Below are 26268 nucleotides of genomic sequence, written 5' to 3' on the forward strand. Positions count from 1 at the left end.
GTGATGGAAACGATCGTGTTCGACATCGGCGAGACCCTCGTACGCGACGACCGCTACTGGGCGTCCTGGGCCAACTGGCTCGGTGTCCCGCCGCACACACTCAGCGCGCTGGTGGGCGCCGCCGTGGTCCAGGGCCGGGACGGCGCCGACGCGCTGCGCATCCTGCGCCCCGACATGGACGTCACCGAGGCCTACCTCGCGCGGGCGGCGTCGGGACGCGGCGAGCACCTGGACGAGTCGGATCTCTACCCGGACGTACGGCCCGCCCTGGCCGAACTGCGCGCGCTGGGCGTCCGCGTCGTGGTCGCGGGCAACCGGACGGTACGTGCCGGGGAGCTGCTGCGGGCGCTGGACCTGCCCGCGGATCTCGTCGTCACGTCCGACGAGTGGGGGGTGTCGAAGCCGGACCCGGAGTTCTTCAGGCGCGTGCTGGAGGTGTCGGGGGCAAAGCCGCAGTCGACGCTGTACGTCGGTGATCATCCGGCCGACGACCTGTTCCCGGCCAAGTCCTCGGGGCTGCGGGCCGCGCATCTGCGGCGCGGGCCGTACGGGCACTGGTGGGCGGACCACCCCGATGTCGTGGAGACGGCGGACTTCCGGATCAACGCGCTGACGGAGCTGCCGGGGCTGCTGGGCGAGGCGGGAGTGGCTGCCGGGGCGGATGCGGGTGCGGGCACGGGGGTTGCGACGGCGGGGAGTGAGGCACCGGTGCGGCGGCGGGCGCTTCGGGCCGTACGGTAGCGGGCCGCCGGCCGGGCTCCGGCTGTCCGGGATGCCCGTCCCCCGGGGCCCAGTTGGATCCGGGCGGACCGGACGAGGGTTCCGTCCTCGAACGCCGGACGGGCTGAAGAGGGCACCCCGGCCACCGACGCAATGGTTCGGTGCGCAGACGCGGACGGACTGCGAAGGCGGACCGGCCCCGGACACGAAGGCTTCCGGACCACCACCACAAGAGTTCCGTCCTCGAACGCCGGACGGGCTGAAAAGGGCACCCCGGCCACCGACGCAGCGGTTCCGTCCTCAGCCGCGGACGGCCGGAAAGCGCACCGGCCACCACCGCAGCGGTTCCGCGCTCAGGCGCCGGACGGGCTGTGAAGGCACCCCGGAGCCGCGCCGTCACGGTGCCGTCGTGAAGGCCAGTGAGACGTTGTGGCCGCCGAAGCCGAAGGAGTTGGCCAGCCCGGCGGTCCACGTTCCCCGGCGGGGCTCTGCCGTGACGAGGTCGAGGCCGTGACCGATCGCCGGGTCGGGCGTGTCGAGGTTCCTGATGGCGGGCACGACCCCGTCGCGCAGCGCGAGCACGGTGACGGCGGCCCCCAACGCGCCGGACGCTCCCAGGAGATGGCCGGTCATCGACTTGGTCGCGGTGACCACCGGGGTGTGCGCGCCCAGGACCTCGGCCAGGGCGTCCGCCTCCGCGAGGTCCCCCTGCGGTGTGGAGGTGGCGTGCGCGTGGACGAGGCCGATGTCCGTGGGCGCGAGGCCGCCCGACTCCCCTGCCCGCCGCATGGCCCGTACCTGTCCGGCGGTGTCGGACGCGGTGATGTGCCCGGCGCTGGAGGTGACGGCCGCCCCGGCGAGGACGCCGTGGGGGCGGGCGCCTCGGGCGCGGGCGAACTCGGCGCGCTCCAGCACCAGGACGGCGGCGCCCTCGCCCAGGACGAAGCCGTCGCGGTCGGCGTCGAAGGGGCGGGAGGCGCGGTCCGGGTCGCCGTTCGCCGTCGACAGCGCCCGCATCTGCGCGAAGCCCGCCAGCGGCAGCGCGTGCAGACATGCCTCGGCCCCTCCGGCGACGACGACATCGGCGCGGCCGAGCCGGATCAGATCGAGCCCGTACGCGAGGGCCTCCGCCCCCGAGGCACAGGCGCTCACCGGGGTGTGCGCGCCGCCCCGGGCCCCCAGATCGATGCTCACCCAGGCGGCCGGGCCGTTCGCCATCAGCATCGGCACGGTGTGCGGGGACACCTTGCGCGGCCCCGACTCCTCCAGGATGTCGTCCTGCCCGAGCAACGAGAGCACGCCGCCCACCCCCGTACCGATGACGACGGCCACCCGCTCCGGGTCGACGCCGGACAGCGCCGCGTCGGCCCACGCCCGGCGCGCGCTCACCAGGGCCGCCTGCTCGCACCGGTCCAGCCGTCGTGCCTCGGTCCGCTTCATCTCCGTGGCCGGGTCCACCCGCATCGGCGCCGCCAGCCGGACGGGCAGCCCGGCGGCCCACTCCCCGCGCAGCGCCGCGACCCCGCTCTCCCCGGCCAGCATCGCCGCCCACGTCGTGGCGAGGTCACCGCCCAGCGGTGTGGTCGCCCCGAGTCCGGTCACCCATACCCCCGCGTCGCCCTTCGGCACAGCACACCCTCCACCCGTTCGACAGCGTGATCCTTGACAGGAACGCTAGCCAACCAACCGGATGGTTGGCTATGTAGGGTTGTGCCATGTCGCAGCACGCCGAATCAGTAGGAACCCGCGCCCGTCTCCTGGCCGCGGCCAGGGAGGAATTCGCCGCCCATGGGATGGGAGGCGCCCGCGTCGGCCGGATCGCCGAGCAGGCGGGCGCCAACAAGGAGCGCATCTACGGCTACTTCGGCAGCAAGGAGAAGCTCTTCGCCGCGGTCGTCGCCGAGGCCCTGGCCGAGCAGGCGGCGCTCCTGGGCCTGCCCACCGGCGACCCCGCCGAGTACGCGGGCCGGATCTTTGACCTCCACCAGCAGAACCCGCACATGCTCCGCCTGATGATGTGGGAGGCCCTGCACTACGGCACGGGCACCCTCCCCGCCGAGGAGCAACGCACCGCCCGCTACCGGGACATGATCACCGAGCTCTCCGCGACCCTGAACACCCCCGCCGACCCCCGGACCGCGCACACCTTCCTGGCGCTCCTGGGCATCGCGGTACTCCCCGCGGCCTTCCCCCAGCTCACCCGCCTGATCCTGGGCCCGGCCGCGGACGCCCCGGTCACCCGCCACCACATCGTGGAACTGGCCCGCCGCATGATGGCCGACCGGCCGGCGGCAGAGCCCGCCCCCCGTACCTGAGAACTGTCCCGGCATCCCCGCCGGCCGGGCGGGACACCGGACATGACCTAGAGATACGCGGCGCACGCGTCCAGTACGCGCAGCACCTCCGGCTCGCCCGCCGGGGGCAGTTGGAGCACGATCTCCTCGATGCCCAGGTCCGCGTAGTGCGCCAGCTTTCCGGGGCTCGGCAGGACCGCGTACGGGACCACCTGGAGGTGCTTCGGGTCCCGGCCCGCCGCCTCCCAGACCTCGCGCAGCTTCGGCACGGACTCCGTCAGGCCGCGCCCGCCGATCGGGAGCCAGCCGTCCGCGTACTCCGCGATGGACGCGAACAGTTTCGGGCCCGCCGCACCGCCGATCAGGGTGCGCGGGCCGTTCACCGGGCCGCGCGGGCGCTGGACCGGCTTCGGGTGGGCCCAGCTCGCCCGGACCGAGCCGAACTCGCCCTCGTACGCCGTCGGCTCGTCCGCCCACAGGGCCCGCATCAGCGCCATCCGGTCGCGCGCCAGCTCCCGCCGCGTCGACCAGCCCACCCCGTGGTCCGCGGCCTCCTCCACGTTCCAGCCGAAGCCGACGCCGAGCGTGAACCGGCCGCCGGAGAGGTGGTCGAGCGTGGCGATCTGCTTCGCCAGGTCGATCGGGTCGTGCTGGGCGACCAGGGTGATGCCCGTGCCGAGCGCCAGACGTTCGGTCACCGCCGCGGCCTGGCCGAGGGCGACGAAGGGGTCCAGGGTGCGGCCGTACTCCGGCGGCAGCTCGCCGCCCGCCGGGTAGGGGGTCTCCCGGCTCACCGGGATATGGGTGTGCTCGGGCAGATACAGCCCGGCGAATCCCCGCTGCTCCAGTTCGCGCGCGAGCCTGACCGGCGTGACCGTCTCATCGGTGAGGAAGATCGTTGTGGCGATCCGCATCGAGAACACCTCCGTCGTCGTCCGTTGACGGCCCCAACGTATGCGGTACGGCTCCGAAAGCCGAGCATCGCGCCGGACGTCGCGCCCCGCGTCCTCCCCGGCACCTTGGCCGCAACTCCTCTTCCGTTTCAGTGGAGTTCACGGCCCAATACCAGAGTCCGAGTACGTCGCCCTCGTCCCTCACCACACCCGGGGAGCCCCTCGTATGACCGGATCGCACACCCCGCAGACCGAACAGGCCCCACCGGCCCCGCAGGACCCGCGACCCCCGATCGCCAGGCGCGGCCTTCTGCTCGGTACGGCCGTCACCGCTCTAACCTTGGGACCCGTGAGCTTCGCCCAGGCATCCGACGGCAGTTCCGACGGCAGCACGCAGGACGGCGAACGGACCAGGACCGTGCGCGGGACCCTGCCCCCCGGGTCGCCGGACTTCGTCCACCTGCCCGTCGAAGTCCCGCGGGGCGTCCGGGAGATCGCCGTCTCGTACACGTACACGAGGACGCCCGTCCCGGCCGGTACCCAGGGCAACGCCCTCGACATCGGCATCTTCGACGAGCGCGGTACGGAGCCGGGCGGGCGCGGGTTCCGCGGCTGGTCCGGCGGGGCGCGTACCGCGTTCTTCATCCGGGCCGACGAGGCGACCCCCGGCTATCTCGCGGGTCCGGTACGGGCCGGGACCTGGCACATCGCGCTGGGGCCGTACACCGTCGCCCCCGAAGGGCTCCCCTACGAGGTGACGGTCACGCTGCGCTTCGGCCCCTCCGGGACCACGCCGAGGCCCGTGTACCCGCCCGAGCGGGCCAGGGGGCGCGGCAGGGCCTGGTACCGGGGGGACTGCCATCTGCACTCCGTGCACTCGGACGGCCGTCGCACCCCGGCCGAGATCGCCGCCGCCGCGCGGGCCGCCGGGCTCGACTTCATCAACAGCAGCGAGCACAACACCATCTCGGCGCACGGCGCCTGGGGCGGCCTGTGGGGCGATGATCTGCTGATCCTCACCGGCGAGGAGATCACCACCCGCAACGGGCACGTGGTCGCGCTCGGCACCGATCCGGGCACCTTCGTCGACTGGCGCTACCGGGCGCGGGACAACCGCTTCGGCCACTACGCGAGGGCGGTCCGCCGGGCCGGCGGTCTGGTCGTGCCCGCGCACCCGCACGCCACCTGCATCGGCTGCCACTGGAAGTTCGGCTTCGGCGAGGCGGACGCGGTCGAGGTGTGGAACGGGCCGTACACCCCGGAGGACGAGATCTCCCTCGCCGAGTGGGACAACGCCCTCGTCGCGTCCGTACGGGCGTCGAAGCCGTGGGTTCCGGCCATGGGCAACAGCGACGCCCACCGCGAGCCGGACAGGGTGGGGCTGCCGCAGACGGTCGTCCTGGCCGAGGAGCTGTCCCGGCAGGCGATCACCGCCGGCATCCGGGCCGGGCACTCCTATGTCGCCGAGTCCTCCGCCGTCACCCTCTCCTTCGGCGCCTCCGGCGGGCGCGGCGATCACGCGGGCATCGGCGAGCGGCTTCGGGTCGACGCGGACACCCCCGTCACCGTGCGGCTGGAGGTCACGGGGGCACCCGGCTGCACGGCGCACTTCGTCACCGACCAGGGCACGCTGTTCACGACCGCGCTGCCCGCGTCGGGGGCGGGCGCCGTGGAGTGGCGTACGACTCCGGCGTACGCGGCGTACGTCCGCGCGGAGGTCCGGCACCCGGTCGCCGTGCCGGGGCTGCCCGGCCCGCTCGCCGCCCTCACCAACCCGGTGTTCCTGGGCGACGAGGGCTGAGGGGCGGGATCGCCGAGGCAGGACGGAGCGTCCGGGGGCGGCCGGTAACCGAGGGCCGGATCGCTGCGGACCCGGTGCTTCCGGCCACTCCTCAGCCCTCTCAATTTAGGTTAGCCTAACCAACCTCAACCGCTGATCGGCAAACCGTGCCGACCGGTGGACGGCAGAGGGCGGGGAAAGCGATGGGTCACGGCTGGGAGGGCGTCGTCCTCAAGCTGATGCGGGGGCGTGACTTCACGTTCACCGTGACCGGGGCCGAGCAGGTCACCGACACCTTCCGCCGTGTGCACCTCACCGACGGCGGGCTGCTGGCCGCGACCGGCGGCGCGCACCCGACGATGTGGGTCAGAGTGTGGTTCGAGCAGGGCGGCAAGCCGCATCAGCGCGGGTACACACTGGTCGACCCCGACCCGGAGGCCGGGACGTTCAGCCTCGAATTCGCCCTGCACGACGGGCCCGCGAGCAACTGGGCGCGCGGCGCGAAGGCCGGCGACACGGTCGACGCGACGCTCCAGGGCACCGGATTCACACTGCCCGAACCGAGGCCCGGCCGGCTCTTCGTGATCGGCGACGCGGCCTCGCTGCCCGCGGTCAACTCCTTGCTGGACGCGGTCCCGGAGACCCCGGCGACGGTCTGGTTCGAGACGGTGCACGCGTCCGACGAGCGGCTTCCGTTCCGTGTCGCCCCGGACCACCACACCCTGCACCTCGTCCCGCGCCGCGACGCGGGGGCACATCTGGTGGCCGAGGTGAAGGCCGCACTGCCAAAGCTGCTGGGCGCCGACTCCTCCGACGCGTACGTCTGGATCGCCTGCGACACGTCGACCACCCGGACCCTGTCGGCGTACGTCCGCAAGGAGCTGAGGCTGCCCAGGGACCGGGTGCAGGCGCTGGGGTACTGGCGCCCCTGAGCCCTCAGGGGGACGACTCCCCGCGCCCGGCCGGCCGGTCCCGCCCGGCCGGCCGAAGAGCCCGGTCCGGCCGGAGGGTCAGTCCGCCACGACCAGGGCCGGTGTCTCCTTCGTCAGCACCTCGCCGCGGAAGAACGCCGGGCTGCGGCGCCGCATCGCGAGCATCAGCACCACACCGAGCAGCAGCAGCCCCACCCCGATGACGAACACCGAGCCGACACCGAACACCGAGGAGCCGGAGCCGTAGGCCGGGTCCCACATGTCGTAGAGGGTCTTGCCGAAGACGGCCGTGAGCAGGACGCCGCCGACCAGCGGGAAGAGGCCCTTGAAGACCAGGTCGCGGGCGGAGCGGGTCAGTTCGGCGCGGAAGTACCAGGCACAGGCGAAGGCCGTCAGCGCGTAGTAGAAGCAGATCATGAGGCCGAGCGCGTAGATGGTGTCGACCAGGACGTGCTCACTGACCAGGGTCATCACGGTGTAGAAGACGCCGGTCGCGATGCCCGCCGTCACGGTGGCCCGGCCGGGGGTCCTGAAGCGCGGGTGGACCCGGGCGTACGAGGAGGGCAGTGCCTCGTACGACGACATCGCGAGCACCGTGCGCGCCACGGGGATGAAGGTGGTCTGGAGGCTGGCGGCGGCCGAGGCGAGCACGGCGAGGAACAGCAGGACGCCGAGGCCGGGGCCCATGACCGGACCGGCGAGCGCGGCGAAGACGTTGTCGGAGGTGTCCGGGTTGGCGAGGCCGAGACCGGAGCCGCCGGAGCCGACGGCCATCTGCGCGGCGATGCCGGTGGCCAGGTAGGAGCCGACGAGGACGACCATCGCGATGAGCGCGGCGCGCCCCGGGGTCTTCTCGCTGCCGGTCGTCTCCTCATTGGCGGTCAGACACGCGTCCCAGCCCCAGAACATGAAGATGGACAGGGACAGCCCGGCGGTGAAGGCGGCGAAGGACTGGACGGCGAACGGGTTCAGCCAGGACCACGAGAAGTCCACGGACGAGGCGAAGTCACCGCTGTCCGCCTTCTGGAGGGCCATCGCCACGAACAGGGCGAGGACGACGAGTTGGAGCCCGACCAGGGCGTACTGCACACCCTTGGTGGCGGTCATGCCGCGGTAGCTGATGGCGGTGGCGGCCGCGATGAGGGCCAGACACGTGGCGATGTGGACGACCTTGTCGTCGTCCAGGGCCGCGACCCCGTCGCTGCCGGTGATCTCGCCCGCGAGGAGCCAGAAGTACGAGGTGGCCACACCCGCCAGGTTCGACAGGACGATGATCGTGGCGATGACCAGACCCCAGCCGCACATCCAGCCGACGCGCGGGCCGAACGCCTTCACCGTCCAGGTGAAGGAGGTGCCGCAGTCCGGCATGACCTTGTTGAGTTCGCGGTACGCGAAGGCGACGAGCAGCATCGGCAGGAAGCCGGCCAGGAAGACGGCGGGCATCTGCACGCCGACCTCTCCGGCGGTGGAGCCGAGGGTGGAGGTCAGGCAGTACACGGGGGCGACGGTGGAGATGCCGATGACGGCGCTCCCCATCAGCCCGACGGAGTTGCCGCCGAGGCCCTTGTCCCGCACTCCACCGCCGGCCGGGGCACTTCCCCGTACCGTGTCTCCGGCCTCCGGCCGCGCGTCCAGCTGAGTCATGGAGAGGACGCTATGCGCTGCGATATCCACATCCGGAGCGTGAGACTCCAGCGTCTCACCCTTTTAAAACAAGGCAATTGAGCGATGAATGGCGCGCCAACAATGCGTTAAATCACCACTGAGCCTTGCAATGAACGTCATGCGGGCGGGAGCGGCGACGTACGGTAATCGCAGCGCTGTCCGTTTTGGGCTGGTTCAAAATTTTCCCGTGCGGCTCATCGGCGCCTCGTCGACGACGTGCCGATGACCCGTCGGGCGACTCGCCGATGACCCGTCGGGCACCTCATCCCGGCCAGACGATCGCCTGCGTCTCGCTGTACGCGTGCAGGGCGTACGAGCCGACATCGCGCCCCACACCGCTCTTCTTGAACCCGCCGAACGGAGCCTCCATGTTCCGGCCGATCGTGTTCACGCCCACGCCGCCCGCGCGCAGCCGGCGGGCCACCCGGAAGGCCCGCGCCACGTCCCCCGACCACACGTAGTCGAGGAGGCCGTAGTCGCTGTCGTTGGCCAGTGCGATGCCCTCCTCCTCGTCGTCGAAGGGGACGACCACGACGACCGGGCCGAAGATCTCCTCGCGGACGACCCGCATGTCGTTGGTGCAGTCGGCGAGGAGGGTGGGGGCGACGTAGAAGCCCCGCCCGGCGCGCTCGGGCCGTTCGCCGCCCGTGACCACCCGCGCCCCTTCCTTGCGTCCCAGCTCCACGTACGCCTCGACGCGGTCGCGGTGGGCGGCGGAGATGACCGGGCCGACGACCGTTCCCCGGTCCGTCGGATCACCGACCGGCAGCCGGGCCGCGTACGCCGTCAGTTTTCCGATCAGCCGGTTATGGACACCCCGCTGGACCAGGACGCGGGTCGGAGCCGTACAGATCTGTCCGCTGTAGAAGGAGAACGTCGTGCCGATGCCCGCCACCGCCGCGTCCAGGTCGGCGTCGTCGAGGACGAGCGCGGCACCCTTGCCGCCCAGCTCCATCAGCTGCCGCTTCATGCCGCGTCCGCACACCTCGGCGATCCGCTGCCCGACGGCCGTGGAGCCGGTGAAGCTGACCATGTCCACGTCCGGCGAGTCCACGGCCGCCTCGCCCGCCCCGGCGCCGGAACCGGTCACGACATTGACGACGCCCGGCGGAACCCCGGCCTCCGCGAGGGCTTCGGCCATCCGGTAGACGGAGAGCGGGTCCTGCGGAGCGGGCTTCACGACGACGGTGTTGCCCATGGCGAGCGCGGGAGCGATCTTGCCCGCCGGGTTGGCCCAGGGGTTGTTGTACGAGGTGATGCAGGTGACGACGCCGACCGGCTGGCGCACGGCGAGCGCGCCGAAGACACCGGCCCGTCCCATCGGACCGGCCTCGTTGATCTGCGGGGCGAGGCCCTCCTCCACCGGCTCCAGGGCTCCCCTGGCGTACCGCCGGAACCGTGCGGCCCCGACGGCGACCTGCATCCCCCGTGCCGTCCTCGTGGTGGCGCCGCTCTCCGCCTGGGCGAGCGCGGCGTGGGCGGCGAAGTCGCGCTGGACGAGGTCGGCGGCGCGGTCGAGGATCGCCGCGCGCTCCTCGGGCCGGGTCCGGGACCAGCCGGCGAACGCCTCGCGGGCCGCCGCGGCGGCCTCGTACACCTGCGCGGCGCTCGCCTCGGGGGCGAGCCCGACGACCTCCTCGGTGGCGGGGTTGATCACCTCGTAGTGCCCGTCCGCGGGCTCGGTCCACTCACCGCCGATGAACAGCCGCTGCTCGGTGTCGCGCAGGGACTTTCCGGTGCCGCTCGTGGGCTTGCCCGTGCCACTCGTGGGCTTCTCCGTGCCGCTCATGCGGTGCTCACCGTCCGGGTGTCGCGGCCGGAGCGGAGCACCGTACCGGGCACCGCGCCCGTCACCTTGTCCTCGCGCAGGGTCTCGACGCCGTTGACGCGGACGGACACGATGCCGATGGCCTTGGAGTCCAGACGGGGGCTGTCGCCGGGCAGATCGTGTACGAGGGTGGCGGGTCCGGCGTCGATGCGCTCGGGGTCGAAGAGGACGAGGTCGGCGTGGAAGCCCTCCTCGATGCGGCCCCGGTCGCGCAGCCCGAAGAGCCGGGCCGGGTCGTCGGTGAGCATCTTGACCGCGGTGGTGAGCGGCACGAGCTTGCGTCCGCGCAGACAGTCGCCGAGGAACCGGGTGGTGTACGGGGCCCCGCACATCCGGTCCAGGTGGGCGCCCGCGTCGGACCCGCCGAGCAGCACGTCCTCGTGCTCCCAGGTCCGCTGCCGCAGTGCCCAGGAGTCCGGGTCGTTGTCGGTGGGCATGGGCCACAGCACCGTACGCAGGTCGTCGTTGGCGCAGATCTCGACCAGGCAGTGGAAGGCGTCCTGGCCGCGTTCGGCGGCGATGTCGTTCACGACCCGCCCGCTCAGCCCCTCGTTGGCGGCGCTGTACGTGTCCCCGATGACGTACCGGCCGAAGTTCGCGAGCCGGCGGAAGACCCCGGCCTCCTTGCTGTCGGCGCGGCGCAGCATCTCGGTCCGGGTGTCGGCGTCGCGGAGCCGTTCGATGCGCTCGGGCACGGGGAGGGCGAGGATGTCGCCCCAGCCGGGGATGAGGTTGAGGGCGCAGAAGGTGCCGAGCGACATGTTCATGGGGGTGAGGATCGGCATGGTGAGGGCGACGATCCGGCCGCCCGCGCGGCGGGCCCGCTCACTGGGGACCAGCTGGCGCGGTACGCGTTCGGGGACGGCGGCGTCGATGGTGAGGACGTTCCAGTTGAGCGGCCGTCCGGCGGCGGCGCTCATGTCCACGAACAGGTCGATCTCCTCGTCGGAGAACTGGTCGAGGCAGCCCGCGACGATCGCCTCGATCTGGGTGCCCTCGTGCTCACCGACGGCGCGGGAGAGCGCCATCAGTTCCTCGGGCAGCGCGTGCCGCGAGGCGACCGGCTGCCCTTCGCCGTCGGAGTGGGTCGATGACTGGGTGGTGGACAACCCCCAGGCTCCGGCGTCCATGGCGTCGTGGAAGAGGGCGAGCATGGCGGCCATCTGCTCGTCGGTGGGCTGTCCGCCGACGGCGTCGGGGCCCATGACGTGGCGGCGCAGCGCGCAGTGCCCGACCATGAACCCGGCGTTGACGGCTATGCGCCCTTCGAGCGCGTCCAGGTACTCGCGGAAGGTGGACCAGCTCCAGTCGACGCCTTCCTCCAGCGCCTTGAGGGCCATGCCCTCCACCCGGGACATCATCCGGCGGGTGTAGTCGGCGTCCTCGGGCCGGTCGGGGTGGAGCGGGGCGAGCGTGAACCCGCAGTTGCCTCCGGCGACGGTGGTGACGCCGTGGTTCATGGAGGGGGTGGCGTAGGGGTCCCAGAAGAGCTGCGCGTCGTAGTGGGTGTGCGGGTCGACGAAGCCGGGCGCGAGGACGAGTCCGGTGGCGTCCTCGCTGGTGACGGCCTCTTCGGTGAGGGTGCCGGGCTCGGCGATGACGGCGATGCGGCCGTCGCGGATGCCGAGGTCGGCCCGGTACGCGGGTCCACCGCCGCCGTCCACGACGGTCGCTCCGCGGATGAGGTGGTCGAGCATGACGGGGTCCCTTCTCGCAGTGGTGGTGCGGTGGTGGTGGTGCGGTGTCCTGGGCGGGGGTGTGCGGCCGGGGTGCGTACGCTTTCGGCCGCGGTACGCACCCCGGCGCACGGGCGACGGTCCGGGAAGACGCCGCCCGGCCCGGGTTCCGGGGGCGCCGCCCCCGTACCCCCGCTCCTCAATCGCCGGAGGGGCTCGATTTCCCCGCGAAGCCCGCCCCCAAGCTCGCCGGGCGCCATATTCAGCCCCGCCGGCGATTGAGGCGCGGGGTCCGGGGCGGAGCCCCGGGGTGGGGAGGACCGCTCAGCACCGCCGAGCGCCATACCCAGCCCCGCCGGCGATTGAGGCGCGGGGTCGGGGGCGGAGCCCCGGGGTCAGGAGGACCACCCAGCCCCGCCGGCGATTGAGGCGCGGGGTCCGGGGCGGAGCCCGGGGTCAGTTCGAGGCGCTCCGGAACCGCGAGGTCCGATGCACCGGGTCCGTGTCGATCTTCGGAATCACGTGCTCACCGATCAGCTTGATCGAGTTCACCGTGTCCTCCGGACTGATCCCGATCGGCAGCCCGAAGCTCAGCTGATCCGCCCCCGCCCGCTCCCACCGCCGGCACTGGGCCAGCACCTCGTCCGGGTCACCGCAGATCATCAGCTCCTCCGCGATGAGCAGTTCGATGATCTCCTCGCTGTACTCGGGCAGCAGCTCGGGCCACTCGGGAATCCCCTCGGGCCGCGGGAACGTGTCGTGGTAGCGGAACAGCAGCGACTGGAGGTAGTTCAGCCCGCCGCCCACCGCGATCTCGACCGCCTTGGCGTGCGTCTCGGCGCAGATCGCGGTCGAGGTGACCATCACGTTGTCGTTGACGAAGTCGCCGATCGGCTCCGCCTCCTTGACCGCGTTCTTGTAGGACTCGACGACCCACTCCATGTCGGAGACCTTCTGCACGCTGAAGCCCAGCACCCCGAGCCCCTTCTTGCCCGCCATCGCGTACGAGGACGGCGACCCGGCGGCGTACCACATGGCCGGGTGCGACTTCCCGTACGGCTTGGGCAGGATCTTGCGGGGCGGCAGCGACCAGTGCTTGCCCTGGAAGCCGACGTACTCGTCCTGGAGCCACATCTTGGGGAACTCGGCGATGGTCTCTTCCCAGAGTTCCTTCGTGTGGTTCATGTCGGTGATGCCCGGCATGAACCCGAGGATCTCGTGGCTCCCTGCCCCGCGTCCGGTGCCGAACTCGAAGCGCCCCTCCGAGAGGTGGTCGAGCATGGCGACCTTCTCGGCCACCTTCACCGGGTGGTTGACCGGGGCGAGCGGGTTGAAGATGCCGGACCCCAGGTGGATCCGGTCGGTGGCGTGCGCGAGGTAGCCGAGGTAGACGTCGTTGGCGGAGAGGTGCGAGTACTCCTCCAGGAAGTGGTGCTCGGAGGCCCAGGCGTACTTGAAGCCGGACTTGTCCGCCTGGATGACGTACTCGGTCTCCTCGATCAGTGCCTTGTGCTCTGCCTGGGGGTCCGCCTTGGCGCGCGCTGCGGGCACGTACCCCTGCACGAAGAGCCCGAATTCCACGGAGGTTCACCGTCCTCAAGTATTTCTGACGCATCGTCAGATTGTGATGCGACCGACTGTTCCACCGACGTTCCGGCCCGTCAATACCTGACGCTCCGTCAGAAGAGGCTGACGCCGGCCAGCCATCCCCCGTCGATGACGAACGGCTGCCCGGTGATGTACGAGGAGTCCTCCGAGGTCAGGAACAGGGCGAGCGCCGCCACCTCCTCCGGCCGCCCGATCCGCCCCAGCGGCACGAGCTTCTTGTACAGCTCGGACACGGCCGCCTTCGACTCCTCCGGGTCGGCGGACGGGTCCAGTGCCGCCGGATTGGTCATCGCGGTGTCCACGGCCCCCGGGCAGACCGCGTTGACCCGTATCCCCTGCGCCGCCAGCTCCACCGCCGCCACCTTGGTCAGCCCGAGTACCGCGTGCTTGGTCGCCGCGTACGCGCCCACGAACGCCATACCGGTGAGCCCGGTGTACGAGGCCGTGTTGACGATGGTCCCGCCGCCCGCCGCACCGATCTCGGGCGCGACGGTCTTGATCCCCAGGAACGCGCCGACCTGATTGACCTGGACGACCTGCTGGAACTCCTCCAGCGGCGTGGACACCAGCTCGTTGAAGCGCAGGATTCCGGCGTTGTTGACCAGCCCGTCGATCTTCCCGAACGCCTCCTTCGCCACGGCGACGGCGGACCGCCACTCCTCCTCGCGGCTCACGTCCAGATGAACGAACCGGGCGGCCTCCGTGCCCAGCTCCTTCGCCAGGGCCTCCCCCTGCTCGTCCAGCACATCGGCGATGACCACGCGCGCCCCTTCGGCCGCGAAGAGCCGCGCCTCCTGCTCACCCTGTCCGCGCGCCGCTCCACTGATGATGACGACGCGCCCGTCCAGCTTGCCCATGCCCGGTCTCCCTAGGTGTCGAGTAGTGGTGCGACGTCGGCGCCGAACGCCGCCATCTGGTCGATGAGTTCCTGTGGTCCCCGGCTGCGGAACCGCACCTGGATCTGGTGCACCCCCATGTCCGCGTAGGCCCGCAGCGACTCGGCGAGGACCTCCGGCTTCCCGCTCAGGGTCCGTCGCCCCACCCGCCACCCGGGGTCACCGACGTAGAGCGGTTCGGTGATCGCCCCGATGACGAGCGGCTCCTCGACCCCCGCCTCTGCCCGGAGTTCACGCAACCGGGCTATATGTACGGGCAGTTCGTCACGCGAACCCCCCTGCGGCAGCCACCCGTCCCCCCGCACGGCGGCCCGGCGCACGGCGGCGGGCGAGGAGCCCCCCACCCAGATCGGCACCCGCTCCTGGGCCGGACGCGGCAGCTGCCCCAGCCCGCCGAAGGAGAACCGCTCCCCCGCGAACTCCGGGAACTCCGCCGGCCCGAGCGCCGCCCGCAGCGCGTCGATGGTCTCGTCGAGCACACCGCCGCGCCCGGCGAAGTCCACGCCGAGCGCCTCGAACTCCTCCTGCACGTGCCCGGCGCCGACCCCGAGGATCAGCCGGCCGCCGCTGAGGTGGTCGAGGGTGGCGTACTGCTTGGCGGTGAGGAGCGGATGCCGCAGCCCGACGACGGCCACATGGCTCATCAGCAGGACGCGATCGGTGACCCCGGCGAGAAAGGCGAGGGTGGCGACGGGGTCGTACCAGATGGTGCTCATGGCCCCGGCGAGCCGCCGGGGAATGCCGACGTGTTCGCAGCTCGCGAGGTAGGCGAAACCACTGCGGTCGGCGGCGTGGGCGATCCGGGCGAGGTCGGCGGGGGTCGCCCCGGCCTCCCAGGGCTCCGCGTAGAGGGTGCTCTGCGACTGGATCGGGAGCTGCATCCCGTACGACAGCGGCCCGGTGGGCAGTATCGGCACCGAACGGCCTCCTTCCCCTGGAACTGATCTGATGGACAGTCACCTTGCAGGCGGGGCCATAGTCATACCTGACGCTCCATCAGACAAGAGTGTGCGCCGACGGGGCTGTCGGGGGACGGATACCGGTGGCCCGACGCGGCCCGGGAGAGGAGGGACGGCAGCAGCCCCGGAACCACCCGTCCCCGATAGGGGCCTGAGTGGTTCCGGGGCTGCTGTGGAGGAGCGGGCGGGCGGGCGTCGAACCGCCCGCGCGGGGTCAGACGGCGCGGTCCGCGACGGGGCCGCTTGCCGCGAAGGGGCCGTCGGCCGCGAAGGCGTGTGCGGCGAACCGCTCACCGATACGGCGGTGCGTGGCGGCGTCCGGGTGGAGCTGGTCGGGCAGGGGCAGTTCGACGGAGTCGGCCTCCCCGTAGAGGTCACGGCCGTCGAGGTGGTACAGGTGCGGGTCCTCGGCCGCCCGCTGCTTCACGATCCGGGCGAGTTCGCCCCTGATGACGTTCAGGGTGAGCTTCCCGGCGGCGGTCTCCGCGGGATCGCCCGCCGCGCGGAAGCTCAGCTTTCCGGCGCTCAGCGCGGCGAGGTCAGGGGCGCTGGGGCCGGGGGTGTCCTCGTGGATCGGGCACAGGATGGGCGAGACCACCAGCAGCGGGGCGGTGGGGTGACCCTCGCGGATGGTGTCGAGGAAGCCGTGGACGGCCGGGGTGAAGGCGCGCAGGCGCATCAGGTCGGTGTTGACCAGGTTGATGCCGATCTTGACACTGATCAGGTCGGCGGGGGTGTCGCGCATGGTGCGCGCGGTGAACGGGTCGAGCAGGGCGCTGCCGCCCAGGCCCAGGTTGATCAGCTCCACCCCGCCGAGCGAGGCGGCCAGGGCGGGCCAGGTGGTGCTGGGACTCGCCGCGTCGGAACCGTGGCTGATCGAACTGCCGTGGTGCAGCCAGACCTTGCGCCCCCGGTCCGGTGCGGGCTCGACGGCGGCATCGGTGCGCAGGGCGACGAGTTCGGTGGCCTCGTTGTGCGGCAGCCATATCTCGACGTCCTTGTCGCCGTCGGCCAGCCCGGCGAAGCGAACGGTGCCGACCGGTCCGGGCCGCTGCTCGGCGGTACCGGTGGCCATGTCGATGGTCAGGGTGTTGCCGCCGGTGACACTGCCCCGGCCGGCCGGGCGTCCGTCGACGACCAGGTCGTACACGCCGTCCGGACGGGGCGGGGCGCCCACGTAGACCCGCTTGGTGGGGAGCGCGTCCAGCTCGATGGCGGTGGCGCGGGTACGGAAGACCAGCCGGACGCCGGAGGGCTGCGCCTCGGCCATGGCGAGCTGACCGTCGGTGTACTGGGCGCGGGCCCAGCCGGGCAGCCGGTGGGGCAGGACGCCGTGCGCGGTGCGCTCCAGGTCGAGGGCGCCGCGCAGGAGGCCGGCGGTGATGGGCGTGGTGATCCAGCGGTGTTCGGTATTCATGGTCTCAGCCTTGATCAGGGATGTTCGAAGTCGTTCAGGTGCGCGGATGCGCGGATGCGCGAGACACAGACACGCGGACGCGCGGCTACGCGCACCCTTCATGGCGTCATGGCCGTACGCCGGGGGCCGGCGATACCGCGGCGGCGCGGGGTCAGGGCGCGGGCCAGGTCCGCAGCAGGGCGTCGAGACGGTCCAGGACCCATGTCCAGGATTCCTGCGAGTCGGGAGCGCTGTGGCTGAAGCCTCCGGCCAGCTCCAGGCTGGTGTAGCCGTGGAAGACGCTCCCCAGCAGCCGGACGGCGTGCGTCTGGTCCGGCTCCGTCAGGTCGTACCCACGCAGGATCGCCCGCGTCATCTGCGCGTGCCGGCCCCCGGCACTGGCCGCCGCGGCCTCCGGGTCGAGCCGGAACTGCGCCGCCGCGTAGCGGCCGGGGTGCTCGCGGGCGTAGTCGCGGTAGACGTTCGCGAAGGCGGCCAGGGCGTCCTTGCCCGCCCGCCCGGCCAGGGCGATGGCGCCCCGGTCCGCCAGCTCCTCCAGCGAGAGCAGCGCGATCCTGGTCTTGAGGTCCTGGGAGCTCTTCAGGTGCGAGTACAGACTCGCGACCTTGACATCGAACTGCCGGGCCAGCGCCGAGAGGGTCACTTGCTCGAACCCGGCCTCGTCGGCCATTTCCGCGCCTGCCCGGACGAGGCGTTCCGTGGTCAGTCCCGCACGTGGTGCCATACCGGCGACCCTCCTTCCATCAACCTGAACCTAGTATGCATATACCTAAAGTCTATAGGAAAACGAAAAGAGGTGGAGTCGCGAGGGCCCCGTATCTAGCATCCGTCCATGCCGACCACCGACCGACTGCTCGCCTTCGCGGCCACGTCGTTCCTCCTGATACTGATACCGGGCCCCAGCGTGCTGTTCGTGGTGGGGCGGGCCCTCGCGCAGGGGCGCCGCGCCGCACTGACCACGGTCCTGGGAAACACCCTCGGGTCCTACGTACTCGTCGTGGCCGTGGCCCTCGGAGTCGGGGCCGTCGTGGAACGCTCCGTCGTCGTCTTCACGGCACTGAAGCTGGTGGGCGCCGCGTATCTGGTCTACCTGGGGATCATTGCGGTGCGCCGACGCGGCTCCCTGCACGCCTCGTTCACCGGTGGGGACAGCCCCGCGCACGGCGGTCTGCGCACCCTCGGGGAGGGGTTCGCGGTCGGTGTGGCCAACCCCAAGACCATCGTGTTCTTCGCCGCCGTGCTGCCCCAGTTCGTCGACCCCGCCCAGGGGCACGTCACCGCTCAGATGCTGCTGCTCGGCCTGGTCTTCAACCTCATCGCCGTTGCCTCCGACAGCGTGTGGGGGCTGGCCGCGGCCACCGCGCGGGACTGGTTCGCCCGATCGCCGCGGCGGCTCTCGCTGGTCGGCGGGGCCGGCGGGTTCGCGATGATCGGCCTCGGCATCACGGTCGCCGCGACGGGCCGCAAGGACTGAGGACCTGGGTACGGGGGTGTCCGCGCATGCACGGGCCGGCCGCACCCGGCCCCCGCCTCCGCGCATACGCGGACGGGCCGCCCCGTCCCCCTCTCACGGGGGGACGCGACGGCCCGTCCGCGGTCTGCGGCAGCGGGACTCTACTCCGGCTGCGTCACCGTCAGCCCCCAGCGGATGCTCTCGTCGGAGGCGTCGATTCCCACCGAGAAGGACCCCCACTGAACGACTCCCGGGTCCATGGCCACCGAGCCCACACCCGTACTGCCCTCGGGGCAGTCCACCTCGAACGCGGCTACCTGGGTGGCCTGCGACGCCATCGTCACCGACACGCTGCCACCCCCTTCGCAGGCCACCGTGATCACGGTCGCGAGGCGGTCCGAGGCACCCGCCGACACGACTCCCCCGTCCCCCGTGTTCTCCGGCACCCACACCAGCCCGTCCGGCCCGGGGTGCGGAAGAAGCGCTCCGGTCGTCGCCGCGGCAGCGGGCACGACCCCCATGCCCACCGCCCCGAAGGCCGCCAGAACCGCCACGGTCACGGAATTCCTCGCACGTATCACGTCTGCTCCTCGCCGACCTGTCATGGAGCCGTCAGTCTCGGGCGGAGGGAGGTCCGTACGCATGAGTACGCGTACTCATGGGCCGGTCGGCTTCTCCCGGCGCCGAACCGGGAATGCTGACGGGTGGCCGATCCCCGGGTCCGCCGCCTCCCCCGCCTCCTCCGCCCCCTCAGCCTCCTCGGGTCTCTCCGACGCTTCCTCCGCTGGTGGCCGACGGTTCCGGTCATGCCCTGATGTCCCTCGGGGGCGGGTCGATCGCGGCGATCCGCTGGTGGGACCTCCGCGAAACCCTGCCCCGGGCGCGTTCAGCCCCTGGACACGCACCTCGCCCGGCTCACGCGGGGGCCGGGGCTGCGGAAGGCCGGGCTCCGGGCCACGGGTCGGTGACTCCCGTGCCGGGCCGCTCCTTTGCTCCCCCGCGTGCCCCCCGCGCGAGCGGAAGGCCCGCCGACAGCCGAAGATCATCCGGCGTGCAGAATGACCCGTATGCCTATAACGAACACTCCCAAGACGGCATCGATCGAGGACGCCCAGCCGGTCGGCCGAACCCTGGCCCTCGCGTTCGACGACGACCCGATGATGCGTTGGTTCTTCCCCGACGACGCCTCTCGCGAGTCGGGGCTGACCCGGTACTTCACCACCCTCTTCACCCGGCAGTACGCCCAGCACGGTGTGTGCGAGCGCACCGACGCGGCGGCGGCCTTCTGGGTGTCACCGGAGGGGAAGGACAAGGCGGTTCCCGACGCGGAGACGATCCAGGAACTCCAGGACATCCTCGGCGACCGGGCAGCACTGTTCCGCGATGCCGTCGAGGCGGCGGCCGGGCACTCCCCGACGGAACCCCACTGGTACCTGGCCGTGATCGGCGCCGACCCGGCCACCCAGGGCCAGGGCCACGGTTCCGCCCTGCTCCGCTCGGGGCTGGCCAAGGCCGACGCGGCGGGCCTGCCCGTCTATCTGGAGTCGTCCAAGGCGTCCAACCTCCCCGTCTACGAGCACTTCGGCTTCACGGTGCTCGGAGAGGCGCGGCTGCCGGGAGGCGGCCCGGAGATCTGGGCCATGCGACGCGACGCCCGCCCCCCGTCCGACGTCTGATCCGGCGTCCTGCGCCCACAAAGGCTGCCTGCCCAACCCTGTTCGGCGGGCAGTCCTTGCGGGGCGGCCGAGAAGAACAAACGCCCCCGCCGACCGGAACGACATCCTCGGGACGTGGCGCATGCACCATGGACGCCGCTTGTACGGTCCTGTCATGGCAACCGGAATCAGCCTGACCCTCGACTGTACGAACGCGCGTCTCCTCGGTGACTTCTGGAAGACGGCGCTGGACTACATCGACGAGCCACCGCCCCCTCCGTTCGCCACCCGCGAGGAGTGGCTCGCGAGTTTCGACCTGCCCGAGGACGACTCGGCGGACGACGGTGCGTGGCTCTGTGACCCCGAGGGCGTCGGCCCCCGGCTCTCCATCCTCAAGGTCCCCGAGCCGAAGACGGCCAAGAACCGCCTGCACATCGACATCCGCGTGCCCGGACACGGCAGTTCCGACGAGCGATGGGCGCGGATCCGGTCGAAGTCCGCGAGGCTGGTGGAGGCGGGCGGGAGCGTGTACGAGGTCGCCGAGGGCCACCACATCGTGATGACGGACCCAGAGGGCAACGAATTCTGCGTGGCCGCCGCTCCCGCTTCCGCTCAGGCTCCCGCCCCGGCCTGAGACCGGCCCGCCTCAGCCGTTCTGCCCACGGACGATGGCGAAGCGCTCCCGCCAGGTGGCGTCCTCGGGGAACGTGTGCGTACCGGCCTGCCACATCTCCCAGGCGGCGACCTGACGGCACTCGGCGCATGCGGTCTCCTCGCCCATCGGCCGGAAGACGTGCTCCTCCCCCGGCCCCTCGCACGTGATCAGCTCGCGGACCGGCGGGGGCTCCGTGACGGGCGCTGTGATGGGCGGTGCGGGTGGCGTGGGTGGTGTCTGTGGGGGTTCCGGGCACTTCTGGGCCAGGCGGTAGCGGAGGAAGCCGACCGCGGAACGTACGCCGCCCTCCGGGCGCTCGGCCAGTAACGCCTGACGCAGGTCCGCCTCGCCCAGGCCCCGCTCCAGCCACTTCACCGCCTCCACCGCCAGCGCACGGGCCTCACGCACCCCCAGGTGCAGCTCCCGGCGCGTATGGCGCAGCGAGAGCAGGATCTGTTCCGCGCGGGCCAGTTGAGCCGGGCTGGAGGAGGGCGGCGCACAGGACGGTGCGAGTGCGGCGGGCTGCGGTTCCGCCACTTCCACCTCCACTTCCACCTCCGCTGCCGCTTCCGCTTCCGCTTCGGAGGGTGGGTGGGTAGTGGTCTTATCTCTGTTGTCTTCTACCGGTTGATAGCCACCGGCCGTCCGGGGAGTCGGCTCACCGACGGTCGGAATCCGCACAGTCGGCGGAGCAGGCACAACAGGCGAAGGCAGTGAGGCGGACCGTGCGGGAGCCGTCGTCAGCCTCGCGCGTACGGTCCTGGCCTCGGCCTCCGTCAGCGGGGTGTTCGTGAACAGCTGCTCCGTGTACCAGCGGCCACCGGCACCCTGGCCGCTCCACTCATGTACAAAACCCTGCGCTACCAGCTGCTTCTTCGCCCTCTGGTACGCATGGCCCTTCATCCCCAGCTGGTCGGCCAACTCGCCCAACGGGCGGCCCGTGGCCGACTCCGGCAGACCCTGGACATACAGCAGAAGGACCTTCGCATCACTGTTCAACCGCCGCTCACGCACGACGTCGTTCGATGCCTTCGTATAGCCCGAAGAGGGCGCGATAACATGACGCAGCATTTCCCGGTGGGTCCTTTTCCACTGGTCGGTGTAGGCCCTCGGTCGGTGTTCCAGCACCGTCGGGGGCCGCTCCATGCGTCTGAGTGCGCACGGAGGGTGATGACACCGTTACCGTACCGCATGATTTTCCCGCGCACCGGCACGATCATGTGTACGTTGAACGCGCGGGCGCCGCAGGGGCGTTCGGCACCGGCGGGGGCAGCCGACCGCGCAGGCGCGACGGGCACGACGGCGGACGGCGCGGGCACGACGGGTACGCGGGCGGGCAGCACGGGCGCGGTGGCCGAGGACGAACAGCCGTGACGGGTGAGGGCAGGGAAGAGGCGGCCGTATGGTCACGACACAACCGGCTCCGTGGCACAGGTTCGCGGTGCTCGTGGCCCTGATGCTGGCCGCGTTCACGTTCAACACCGCGGAGAACCTGCCGATCGGCCTCCTGGAACTCATCTCCGACGACCTACGGGTGTCCCTGTCGGCGGTCGGCTACCTGGTCACCGGATACGGCGTGACGGTCGCCGTGGCATCCCTCCCGCTGGCCCACGCAGCCCGGACCGTGCCCCGGCGCCATGTGCTCACGGCGCTGCTGGCCGCGCTCGTCGTCTCCAGCCTGGTCGCGGCGCTGGCGACCTCCTACTGGCTGCTGTTCGGGGCGCGGCTGCTGACCGCGCTCGCCCAGGCGCTGTTCTGGGCCGTGATGGGGCCGGTCGCGGTGGGCCTGTTCGCCCCCGAGATCCGCGGACGGGTGGTCGGGGCGCTGTCCGTCGCCGGCTCGCTCGCCCTCGTACTCGGTGTTCCCGCCGGGACCTGGCTGGGCCGGCAGAGCGCCTGGCCGGTGCCGCTCGCGGTGCTGGCGGGGCTGGGGCTCGTATCCCTGGTGACGATCGCCACCCTTCTGCCGACCTCGCGCCCGGAGGAGGGCCACGCCGCGTACGGGACGGATCCCGAGGCCCGCCGGTTCCGGACCGTGCTCGCGGCCACGACCCTGTCCGCGACCGGGGCGTTCGCGGGGTACACCTACATCGTGAAGTTCCTGGGCGACGTGAGCGGGTTCACCCCGAGCACGGTCAGCGCGCTGTTGATGGTGTTCGGTGCCGCGTGTCTGGCCGGAGTGACCATCACCGGGGCCCTGCTGGACCGCTTCCCGCACGCCGCCCTGACCACGGCCGTGGCCACGCAGGCGGTGGGCATGCTCGGCCTGTACGCGACCGGACCCGATCAGGTGGCGACGGTGGTGTTCCTGGTGCTGATGGGCGGTGCGCTCGGGCCGGTGTTCATGGCCGCCCAGAACGAGATGCTGCGCTGCGCACCGGGCCGCACGGATATGGCGCTCGCGGCCAACTCCGGTTCGTACAACGCCGGTATCGCGGCCGGCGCCGCCCTCGGAGGCCTGCTCCTGCCGCTCGCCGACGTACGCGGCACGTTCCTGGCGGGCGGGCTGCTGTCCGTCGGGGGCTGCGCGGTCCTGCTCGGCGAGCGCCTGCTCCCTGCGGCAAGGACGGCCGCGCCGGCCGCCTAACCCCAGTGTCGTACGGACGAGCTGGAGATCACGGGAAGCGCCGGCCAGGGCGGCTGACCCATCCCCTCAGTCCGAGGCCAGCTTGTCCTTGATTCTCGATACCGTGTCGCGCAGGTTGGGAAGCCCGTCGAGCTGGACGGTCCTGATGCCGCGCGACGTCTTCGTACCGTCCTTCGCATCGACTCCGGCTCGGCACTCGGTGGCGCCCTCACGAAGCCCCTTCAGCGCAGCCTTCCAGGTGATCTGCGCGGGCTTGTCCGGTATCGCGTCCAGATCCTCGGCGGCAGGCAGGTGCTTCAGGAGATCCCCACAGGCGGGCCCCATCTGGCCGAAGGTCCCCATGCTCACCTCGTTGACCCGTGCGGCGTCCTCCCGCATCTGCTCAAGCTGCTTCTCACCGCCCGAGGTGTACCAGTCCTCCAGGTCCTCACCGGGACTGGAACTACAGCCCGCGACCAGCACAACGGTGGCAACGGCGGTGAGTGCGAGAGCAGCGGCACGCATGGGAACTCCCCGGATAGGTGAAGCCCGATGCTCCCAGAGCGCCGTTCCCGCGAGCGGGCCTGTGATCAATTCGTGACGGGTCCACCGCGTTCGGGGCGGGGCCTGGTTGTGCCCCTCCGCGGGCTCCTCGGCCCGTTGGGCACCTTCCGGACTACGAGTCCGTTCCCGGTCCCGTCGGGCGGGCGGCCGGCACCGGAGCCCGGCGGAAGACGACCGCGGCGCCGAGGGCCGCAGCCGCCGGGACGAAGAGATCACCGGAGGGTGTCTCCCGCAGCGGAACACCTTCTCCTTCAAGGAGGTCCCGGACCACGGCGAGATCGCGCACGGCGACGGCGTAGGCGACGAACGCGGGCAGCGCGGCGGGACGCTCTTCCGGCAGGAGCGCGGCGAGGCGCGTGTCCGGCACGAGGGTCAGTGCGGCGCCGTCGAGGTCGAAGACCCGTGCCGGGCCGTCCACCCGCGCCGGACGGCCGAGGTACTTCTCGTAACGGGCCTGCACGAGGGGGAGTTGGGATGCGGCGACGCAGAGCATCACCTCGACCAGATCGATGGCCCCGTTCGGGTGGTCCAGGAGCCGACCGCCCTGAATATCCGGGTCCAGATCCGCCACAGCACCCACGCGCCCTTCTGCGGTGGAGCCGCTCCCGGCCCCGGGCCCGTCACCGTCGATCTCCAGATAGCGGACGAGTTCCGTGTGGATTCCGGTGTTCGTCTCCACCCGGCGGCGCACGGCGTTCACCCCGCCGTGGCCCACACCGGAGGAGCCGAGCCGCTTCGCCGTGGCGTCGATGTCCGGCGACGAGAACATCAGGATGTGCAACCCCTCGAAACGGCGGAGCCACCCGGCCAGTTTGGCGCTGGTCTCACCGATCCTCCGCAAGAGGAGCGGCAGTTGGGCAGCCGGCGCCTGGAGCGGTACCAGGTGTGCGTTCTCCGGGATGCCCGTGGCGTCGCCCTCCCGCACACAGGTCGCGAGTTCGATGAAACTGCGCCGGAAGTCGGCGTGCGTGTTCGCGGCGCCGAACGGCTCGGGTTCGGCCCCTTCGGCCGGAGCCATCGTGGGGTAGCTCGGTGGCGGCACGACAAACCCCAGGCGCCGGTACAGCGTGAGCGCGTCTTCCATGTTGCCGACGACGTGCCCGACGTGATGCAGACGTGCGATGTCATGGCGCATGGCCGCCACCGTAGGTGTGCACGACCAGGGGGTCAACGAAACCGGCGCCGGGCCACGGAGCCCATCAGGAACGCCTCCGATGCCGCTCGCGCAACGGCCGCCGGGTTCGGTTCCACGGACGGCGGTGCACTCGGCATCTCCGTACGGGAAAGCTCCCCCGCCACAGCGGAGTTGGGCGCGAGCGAGGCCCGGACGGCGCGTCGGCCGATCGGCGCGCTCCGGTTCTGATTCCGCACGCCGGAACGCCTCGGTAAGCGCCCTCCCGACGACGCGCCCTTCGGTTACTGTCCGAAGGGTTGCCGACACAGCGAGGTACGACGCGCTCGCGAGGGGAGGGGTTCAGCCATGACGTTGGCGAGCGAGGGCGAGGCGCCGGGCCCGGTCCGCTTCTATCTGGCCTGCGACTGGCCGCACTGCGACACCCACACCATGTTCGACCTGGTGGTGGCGGAGCCTGCCCCTCCCATAGAAGAGGACTTCTGGGGCCACATCATGCACACCGCCGAGGCATCCGTGGAACGCGTGCGGGAGCTGGGCTGGACGTACCACCAGGGGATCGGCCACTGGTGCTCGCGCTGCTCGGACCCGGTGGACCGGGCCAGGTGGAGAAAACCGAGCTGACTCCTCGCGGACCGCCGTCCGCCGCGGACGGTTCGTCGCCCGCGGCCGCGTGCGGCGCGGGCCCCTGGTTGCCCCTCCATCAGCGGCAATCCGCTGATGGAGGGGCGGGCGAGGGCTCCGCGGGTGGCCCCTCGGCCGGTGATCCGAGGGGCTGGCTTATGCGGCCGTCTCGTACTGCCCGTGCTCCAGGAAGTAGCGCAGCTCCTCCGGCGTACCGTCGATCGCCGCTTCGGCTGCCGCGCGGAGGGACGCGCTGATGTTGGGGTTGGCGAGGATGCGAGCGACGGCGACGCGGTCGTCCTCCGCCTGGGCCAGCCGGAGCCCGGTCGTCAGGAACTCCCGCAGCGCCTCAGGGGTGTTGATGTCCAGGGCCTTGTTGGCCTCCCGGACAACCCCCCTGCCGGAAGCCGGGTCAGCGAGGATACGGACGATCGCGACACGGTCGTCCTCCGCCTGGGCCAGCCGGAGCCCGGTCGTCAGGAACTCCCGCAGCGCCTCAGGGGTGTTGATGTCCAGAGCCTTGTTGGCCTCCCGGACAACTCCCCTGCCGGAAGCCGGATCAGCGAGAATACGGACGATCGCCACACGGTCGTCCTCCGCCCGCGCCAGGCGGAACCCGACCTCCAGGAAGTGCCGCATGGCCTCCGGGGTCCCGGCGTCCAGGGCGGCGTTGGCCTCCCGGACGACACCCCTGCCGGAGGCCGGGTCGGCGAGAATGCGCAGGATCGCGATACGGAGCTCGTCCTCGTCCATGTCGTCCACCGGCGTGGTGGTGCCGTCCGTGTGCGGGGTCGCCGTCACGGTGGCGGACGAGGGGGCCGATCCTGCGGCGAAGGCCGGGGCCGTCAGCAGGAGGGCCGGTGTCAGGGCGGTGGCCGCGACGGTCAGGGCAGCACGGGTCAGTCTCATGGGTGAACCTGCCTTGAGGAGGTAGCGATCTTCAGGGAATCC

25 protein-coding genes are annotated in these 26268 nt (G+C 71.6%); 10 read left to right on the forward strand and 15 right to left on the reverse strand.

The window, feature by feature from the left end; all coding sequences use genetic code 11:
• Window positions 1-3 precede the first annotated feature (3 nt).
• Window positions 4-741, forward strand: coding sequence for an HAD family hydrolase (locus tag OG251_RS16605; protein ID WP_326681286.1), 738 nt, complete (start codon window positions 4-6; stop codon window positions 739-741).
• 375 nt (window positions 742-1116) lie between these two features.
• Here OG251_RS16605 and OG251_RS16610 read toward each other — a convergent pair whose 3' ends face one another.
• A complete protein-coding gene (locus OG251_RS16610) occupies window positions 1117-2349 on the reverse strand; it encodes a beta-ketoacyl-[acyl-carrier-protein] synthase family protein (RefSeq protein WP_326677922.1) in 1233 nt (410 codons plus the stop codon).
• A gap of 86 nt (window positions 2350-2435) precedes the next feature.
• Here OG251_RS16610 and OG251_RS16615 point away from each other — a divergent pair, with 86 nt between their 5' ends.
• Window positions 2436-3035: a TetR family transcriptional regulator gene (locus OG251_RS16615; protein ID WP_326677923.1), complete on the forward strand. Its 600-nt coding sequence runs from the start codon at window positions 2436-2438 to the stop codon at window positions 3033-3035.
• A gap of 47 nt (window positions 3036-3082) precedes the next feature.
• Here OG251_RS16615 and OG251_RS16620 read toward each other — a convergent pair whose 3' ends face one another.
• Window positions 3083-3928 carry an LLM class F420-dependent oxidoreductase gene (locus tag OG251_RS16620; protein ID WP_326677924.1) on the reverse strand — a complete coding sequence of 282 codons (846 nt, stop codon included), beginning with the start codon at window positions 3926-3928 and terminating at the stop codon, window positions 3083-3085.
• 205 nt (window positions 3929-4133) lie between these two features.
• Between OG251_RS16620 and OG251_RS16625 the strand changes: the two genes are divergently transcribed.
• Window positions 4134-5708 carry a CehA/McbA family metallohydrolase gene (locus tag OG251_RS16625; protein ID WP_326677925.1) on the forward strand — a complete coding sequence of 525 codons (1575 nt, stop codon included), beginning with the start codon at window positions 4134-4136 and terminating at the stop codon, window positions 5706-5708.
• 182 nt (window positions 5709-5890) lie between these two features.
• Window positions 5891-6619, forward strand: a complete 729-nt coding sequence (locus OG251_RS16630) for a siderophore-interacting protein (RefSeq protein ID WP_326677926.1) — start codon at window positions 5891-5893, stop codon at window positions 6617-6619.
• A 78-nt stretch (window positions 6620-6697) separates the two neighbouring features.
• On the opposite strand, the gene OG251_RS16635 is transcribed toward OG251_RS16630, so the two are convergent.
• From OG251_RS16635 to OG251_RS16670, 8 genes are all read right to left on the reverse strand, one after another.
• Window positions 6698-8263, reverse strand: coding sequence for an APC family permease (locus OG251_RS16635; protein WP_326677927.1), 1566 nt, complete (start codon window positions 8261-8263; stop codon window positions 6698-6700).
• A gap of 283 nt (window positions 8264-8546) precedes the next feature.
• Window positions 8547-10073, reverse strand: a complete 1527-nt coding sequence (locus OG251_RS16640) for an aldehyde dehydrogenase family protein (RefSeq protein ID WP_442818342.1) — start codon at window positions 10071-10073, stop codon at window positions 8547-8549.
• Window positions 10070-11809, reverse strand: a complete 1740-nt coding sequence (locus OG251_RS16645; protein WP_326677928.1) for an N-acyl-D-amino-acid deacylase family protein — start codon at window positions 11807-11809, stop codon at window positions 10070-10072. The genes OG251_RS16640 and OG251_RS16645 overlap by 4 nt, the downstream gene beginning before the upstream one ends.
• A 435-nt stretch (window positions 11810-12244) precedes the next feature.
• Window positions 12245-13369 (reverse strand): LLM class flavin-dependent oxidoreductase, encoded by a 1125-nt coding sequence (locus OG251_RS16650; protein ID WP_073725671.1) that lies wholly within the window; start codon window positions 13367-13369, stop codon window positions 12245-12247.
• 98 nt (window positions 13370-13467) lie between these two features.
• Window positions 13468-14253: an SDR family NAD(P)-dependent oxidoreductase gene (locus tag OG251_RS16655; protein WP_326677929.1), complete on the reverse strand. Its 786-nt coding sequence runs from the start codon at window positions 14251-14253 to the stop codon at window positions 13468-13470.
• Between the two features lie 11 nt (window positions 14254-14264).
• Window positions 14265-15209, reverse strand: a complete 945-nt coding sequence (locus OG251_RS16660; protein ID WP_326677930.1) for a TIGR03619 family F420-dependent LLM class oxidoreductase — start codon at window positions 15207-15209, stop codon at window positions 14265-14267.
• Between the two features lie 256 nt (window positions 15210-15465).
• Window positions 15466-16668: a GDSL-type esterase/lipase family protein gene (locus OG251_RS16665; protein WP_326677931.1), complete on the reverse strand. Its 1203-nt coding sequence runs from the start codon at window positions 16666-16668 to the stop codon at window positions 15466-15468.
• Window positions 16669-16819: 151 nt separating this feature from the next.
• Window positions 16820-17392 (reverse strand): TetR/AcrR family transcriptional regulator, encoded by a 573-nt coding sequence (locus OG251_RS16670; protein WP_326677932.1) that lies wholly within the window; start codon window positions 17390-17392, stop codon window positions 16820-16822.
• Between the two features lie 108 nt (window positions 17393-17500).
• Between OG251_RS16670 and OG251_RS16675 the strand changes: the two genes are divergently transcribed.
• Window positions 17501-18142, forward strand: coding sequence for a LysE family translocator (locus tag OG251_RS16675; protein WP_326677933.1), 642 nt, complete (start codon window positions 17501-17503; stop codon window positions 18140-18142).
• A gap of 140 nt (window positions 18143-18282) precedes the next feature.
• On the opposite strand, the gene OG251_RS16680 is transcribed toward OG251_RS16675, so the two are convergent.
• Complete coding sequence (locus OG251_RS16680) at window positions 18283-18681, reverse strand: hypothetical protein (protein WP_326677934.1); 399 nt, start codon at window positions 18679-18681, stop codon at window positions 18283-18285.
• Between the two features lie 498 nt (window positions 18682-19179).
• Between OG251_RS16680 and OG251_RS16685 the strand changes: the two genes are divergently transcribed.
• Both OG251_RS16685 and OG251_RS16690 read left to right on the forward strand, forming a co-directional pair.
• The gene (locus tag OG251_RS16685; RefSeq protein ID WP_326677935.1) at window positions 19180-19797 is read left to right on the forward strand and encodes a GNAT family N-acetyltransferase; all 618 of its coding nucleotides are present in this window, start codon (window positions 19180-19182) and stop codon (window positions 19795-19797) included.
• 154 nt (window positions 19798-19951) lie between these two features.
• Window positions 19952-20410 carry a VOC family protein gene (locus OG251_RS16690; RefSeq protein WP_326677936.1) on the forward strand — a complete coding sequence of 153 codons (459 nt, stop codon included), beginning with the start codon at window positions 19952-19954 and terminating at the stop codon, window positions 20408-20410.
• A 12-nt stretch (window positions 20411-20422) separates the two neighbouring features.
• On the opposite strand, the gene OG251_RS16695 is transcribed toward OG251_RS16690, so the two are convergent.
• Window positions 20423-20968 (reverse strand): hypothetical protein, encoded by a 546-nt coding sequence (locus tag OG251_RS16695; protein WP_326677937.1) that lies wholly within the window; start codon window positions 20966-20968, stop codon window positions 20423-20425.
• 681 nt (window positions 20969-21649) lie between these two features.
• Here OG251_RS16695 and OG251_RS16700 point away from each other — a divergent pair.
• Together OG251_RS16700 and OG251_RS16705 are read left to right on the forward strand one after the other, a co-directional pair.
• Window positions 21650-21805: a hypothetical protein gene (locus OG251_RS16700; RefSeq protein ID WP_326677938.1), complete on the forward strand. Its 156-nt coding sequence runs from the start codon at window positions 21650-21652 to the stop codon at window positions 21803-21805.
• Between the two features lie 28 nt (window positions 21806-21833).
• Window positions 21834-23018: an MFS transporter gene (locus OG251_RS16705; RefSeq protein ID WP_326677939.1), complete on the forward strand. Its 1185-nt coding sequence runs from the start codon at window positions 21834-21836 to the stop codon at window positions 23016-23018.
• Window positions 23019-23084: 66 nt separating this feature from the next.
• Here OG251_RS16705 and OG251_RS16710 read toward each other — a convergent pair whose 3' ends face one another.
• The gene (locus tag OG251_RS16710) at window positions 23085-23522 is read right to left on the reverse strand and encodes a hypothetical protein (protein WP_326677940.1); all 438 of its coding nucleotides are present in this window, start codon (window positions 23520-23522) and stop codon (window positions 23085-23087) included.
• A gap of 151 nt (window positions 23523-23673) precedes the next feature.
• Window positions 23674-24696 (reverse strand): VOC family protein, encoded by a 1023-nt coding sequence (locus tag OG251_RS16715; RefSeq protein ID WP_326677941.1) that lies wholly within the window; start codon window positions 24694-24696, stop codon window positions 23674-23676.
• Between the two features lie 345 nt (window positions 24697-25041).
• On the opposite strand from OG251_RS16715, the gene OG251_RS16720 reads away from it, so the two are divergent.
• Window positions 25042-25317, forward strand: coding sequence for a hypothetical protein (locus OG251_RS16720; protein ID WP_326677942.1), 276 nt, complete (start codon window positions 25042-25044; stop codon window positions 25315-25317).
• Between the two features lie 156 nt (window positions 25318-25473).
• Here the strand turns inward: OG251_RS16720 and OG251_RS16730 are convergent, their stop codons facing one another.
• Window positions 25474-26226, reverse strand: a complete 753-nt coding sequence (locus OG251_RS16730) for an ALF repeat-containing protein (protein ID WP_385893642.1) — start codon at window positions 26224-26226, stop codon at window positions 25474-25476.
• Window positions 26227-26268: the final 42 nt, after the last annotated feature.

Origin of the sequence: Streptomyces sp. NBC_01237, assembly GCF_035917275.1 — a bacterium.
In the GTDB taxonomy this organism is placed as follows: domain Bacteria; phylum Actinomycetota; class Actinomycetes; order Streptomycetales; family Streptomycetaceae; genus Streptomyces.

What these genes read in the sequence shown, in the direction of transcription:
- OG251_RS16605 (WP_326681286.1), top strand. Translation starts at nt 4, where the DNA reads ATGGAAACGATCGTGTTCGACATCGGCGAGACCCTCGTACGCGACGAC.
- OG251_RS16615 (WP_326677923.1), top strand. Translation starts at nt 2,436, where the DNA reads ATGTCGCAGCACGCCGAATCAGTAGGAACCCGCGCCCGTCTCCTGGCC.
- OG251_RS16620 (WP_326677924.1), bottom strand. Translation starts at nt 3,928, where the DNA reads ATGCGGATCGCCACAACGATCTTCCTCACCGATGAGACGGTCACGCCG.
- OG251_RS16625 (WP_326677925.1), top strand. Translation starts at nt 4,134, where the DNA reads ATGACCGGATCGCACACCCCGCAGACCGAACAGGCCCCACCGGCCCCG.
- OG251_RS16630 (WP_326677926.1), top strand. Translation starts at nt 5,891, where the DNA reads ATGGGTCACGGCTGGGAGGGCGTCGTCCTCAAGCTGATGCGGGGGCGT.
- OG251_RS16635 (WP_326677927.1), bottom strand. Translation starts at nt 8,263, where the DNA reads ATGACTCAGCTGGACGCGCGGCCGGAGGCCGGAGACACGGTACGGGGA.
- OG251_RS16640 (WP_442818342.1), bottom strand. Translation starts at nt 10,073, where the DNA reads ATGAGCGGCACGGAGAAGCCCACGAGTGGCACGGGCAAGCCCACGAGC.
- OG251_RS16645 (WP_326677928.1), bottom strand. Translation starts at nt 11,809, where the DNA reads ATGCTCGACCACCTCATCCGCGGAGCGACCGTCGTGGACGGCGGCGGT.
- OG251_RS16655 (WP_326677929.1), bottom strand. Translation starts at nt 14,253, where the DNA reads ATGGGCAAGCTGGACGGGCGCGTCGTCATCATCAGTGGAGCGGCGCGC.
- OG251_RS16665 (WP_326677931.1), bottom strand. Translation starts at nt 16,668, where the DNA reads ATGAATACCGAACACCGCTGGATCACCACGCCCATCACCGCCGGCCTC.
- OG251_RS16670 (WP_326677932.1), bottom strand. Translation starts at nt 17,392, where the DNA reads ATGGCACCACGTGCGGGACTGACCACGGAACGCCTCGTCCGGGCAGGC.
- OG251_RS16675 (WP_326677933.1), top strand. Translation starts at nt 17,501, where the DNA reads ATGCCGACCACCGACCGACTGCTCGCCTTCGCGGCCACGTCGTTCCTC.
- OG251_RS16685 (WP_326677935.1), top strand. Translation starts at nt 19,180, where the DNA reads ATGACCCGTATGCCTATAACGAACACTCCCAAGACGGCATCGATCGAG.
- OG251_RS16690 (WP_326677936.1), top strand. Translation starts at nt 19,952, where the DNA reads ATGGCAACCGGAATCAGCCTGACCCTCGACTGTACGAACGCGCGTCTC.
- OG251_RS16700 (WP_326677938.1), top strand. Translation starts at nt 21,650, where the DNA reads ATGTGTACGTTGAACGCGCGGGCGCCGCAGGGGCGTTCGGCACCGGCG.
- OG251_RS16705 (WP_326677939.1), top strand. Translation starts at nt 21,834, where the DNA reads ATGGTCACGACACAACCGGCTCCGTGGCACAGGTTCGCGGTGCTCGTG.
- OG251_RS16710 (WP_326677940.1), bottom strand. Translation starts at nt 23,522, where the DNA reads ATGCGTGCCGCTGCTCTCGCACTCACCGCCGTTGCCACCGTTGTGCTG.
- OG251_RS16715 (WP_326677941.1), bottom strand. Translation starts at nt 24,696, where the DNA reads ATGCGCCATGACATCGCACGTCTGCATCACGTCGGGCACGTCGTCGGC.
- OG251_RS16720 (WP_326677942.1), top strand. Translation starts at nt 25,042, where the DNA reads ATGACGTTGGCGAGCGAGGGCGAGGCGCCGGGCCCGGTCCGCTTCTAT.
- OG251_RS16730 (WP_385893642.1), bottom strand. Translation starts at nt 26,226, where the DNA reads ATGAGACTGACCCGTGCTGCCCTGACCGTCGCGGCCACCGCCCTGACA.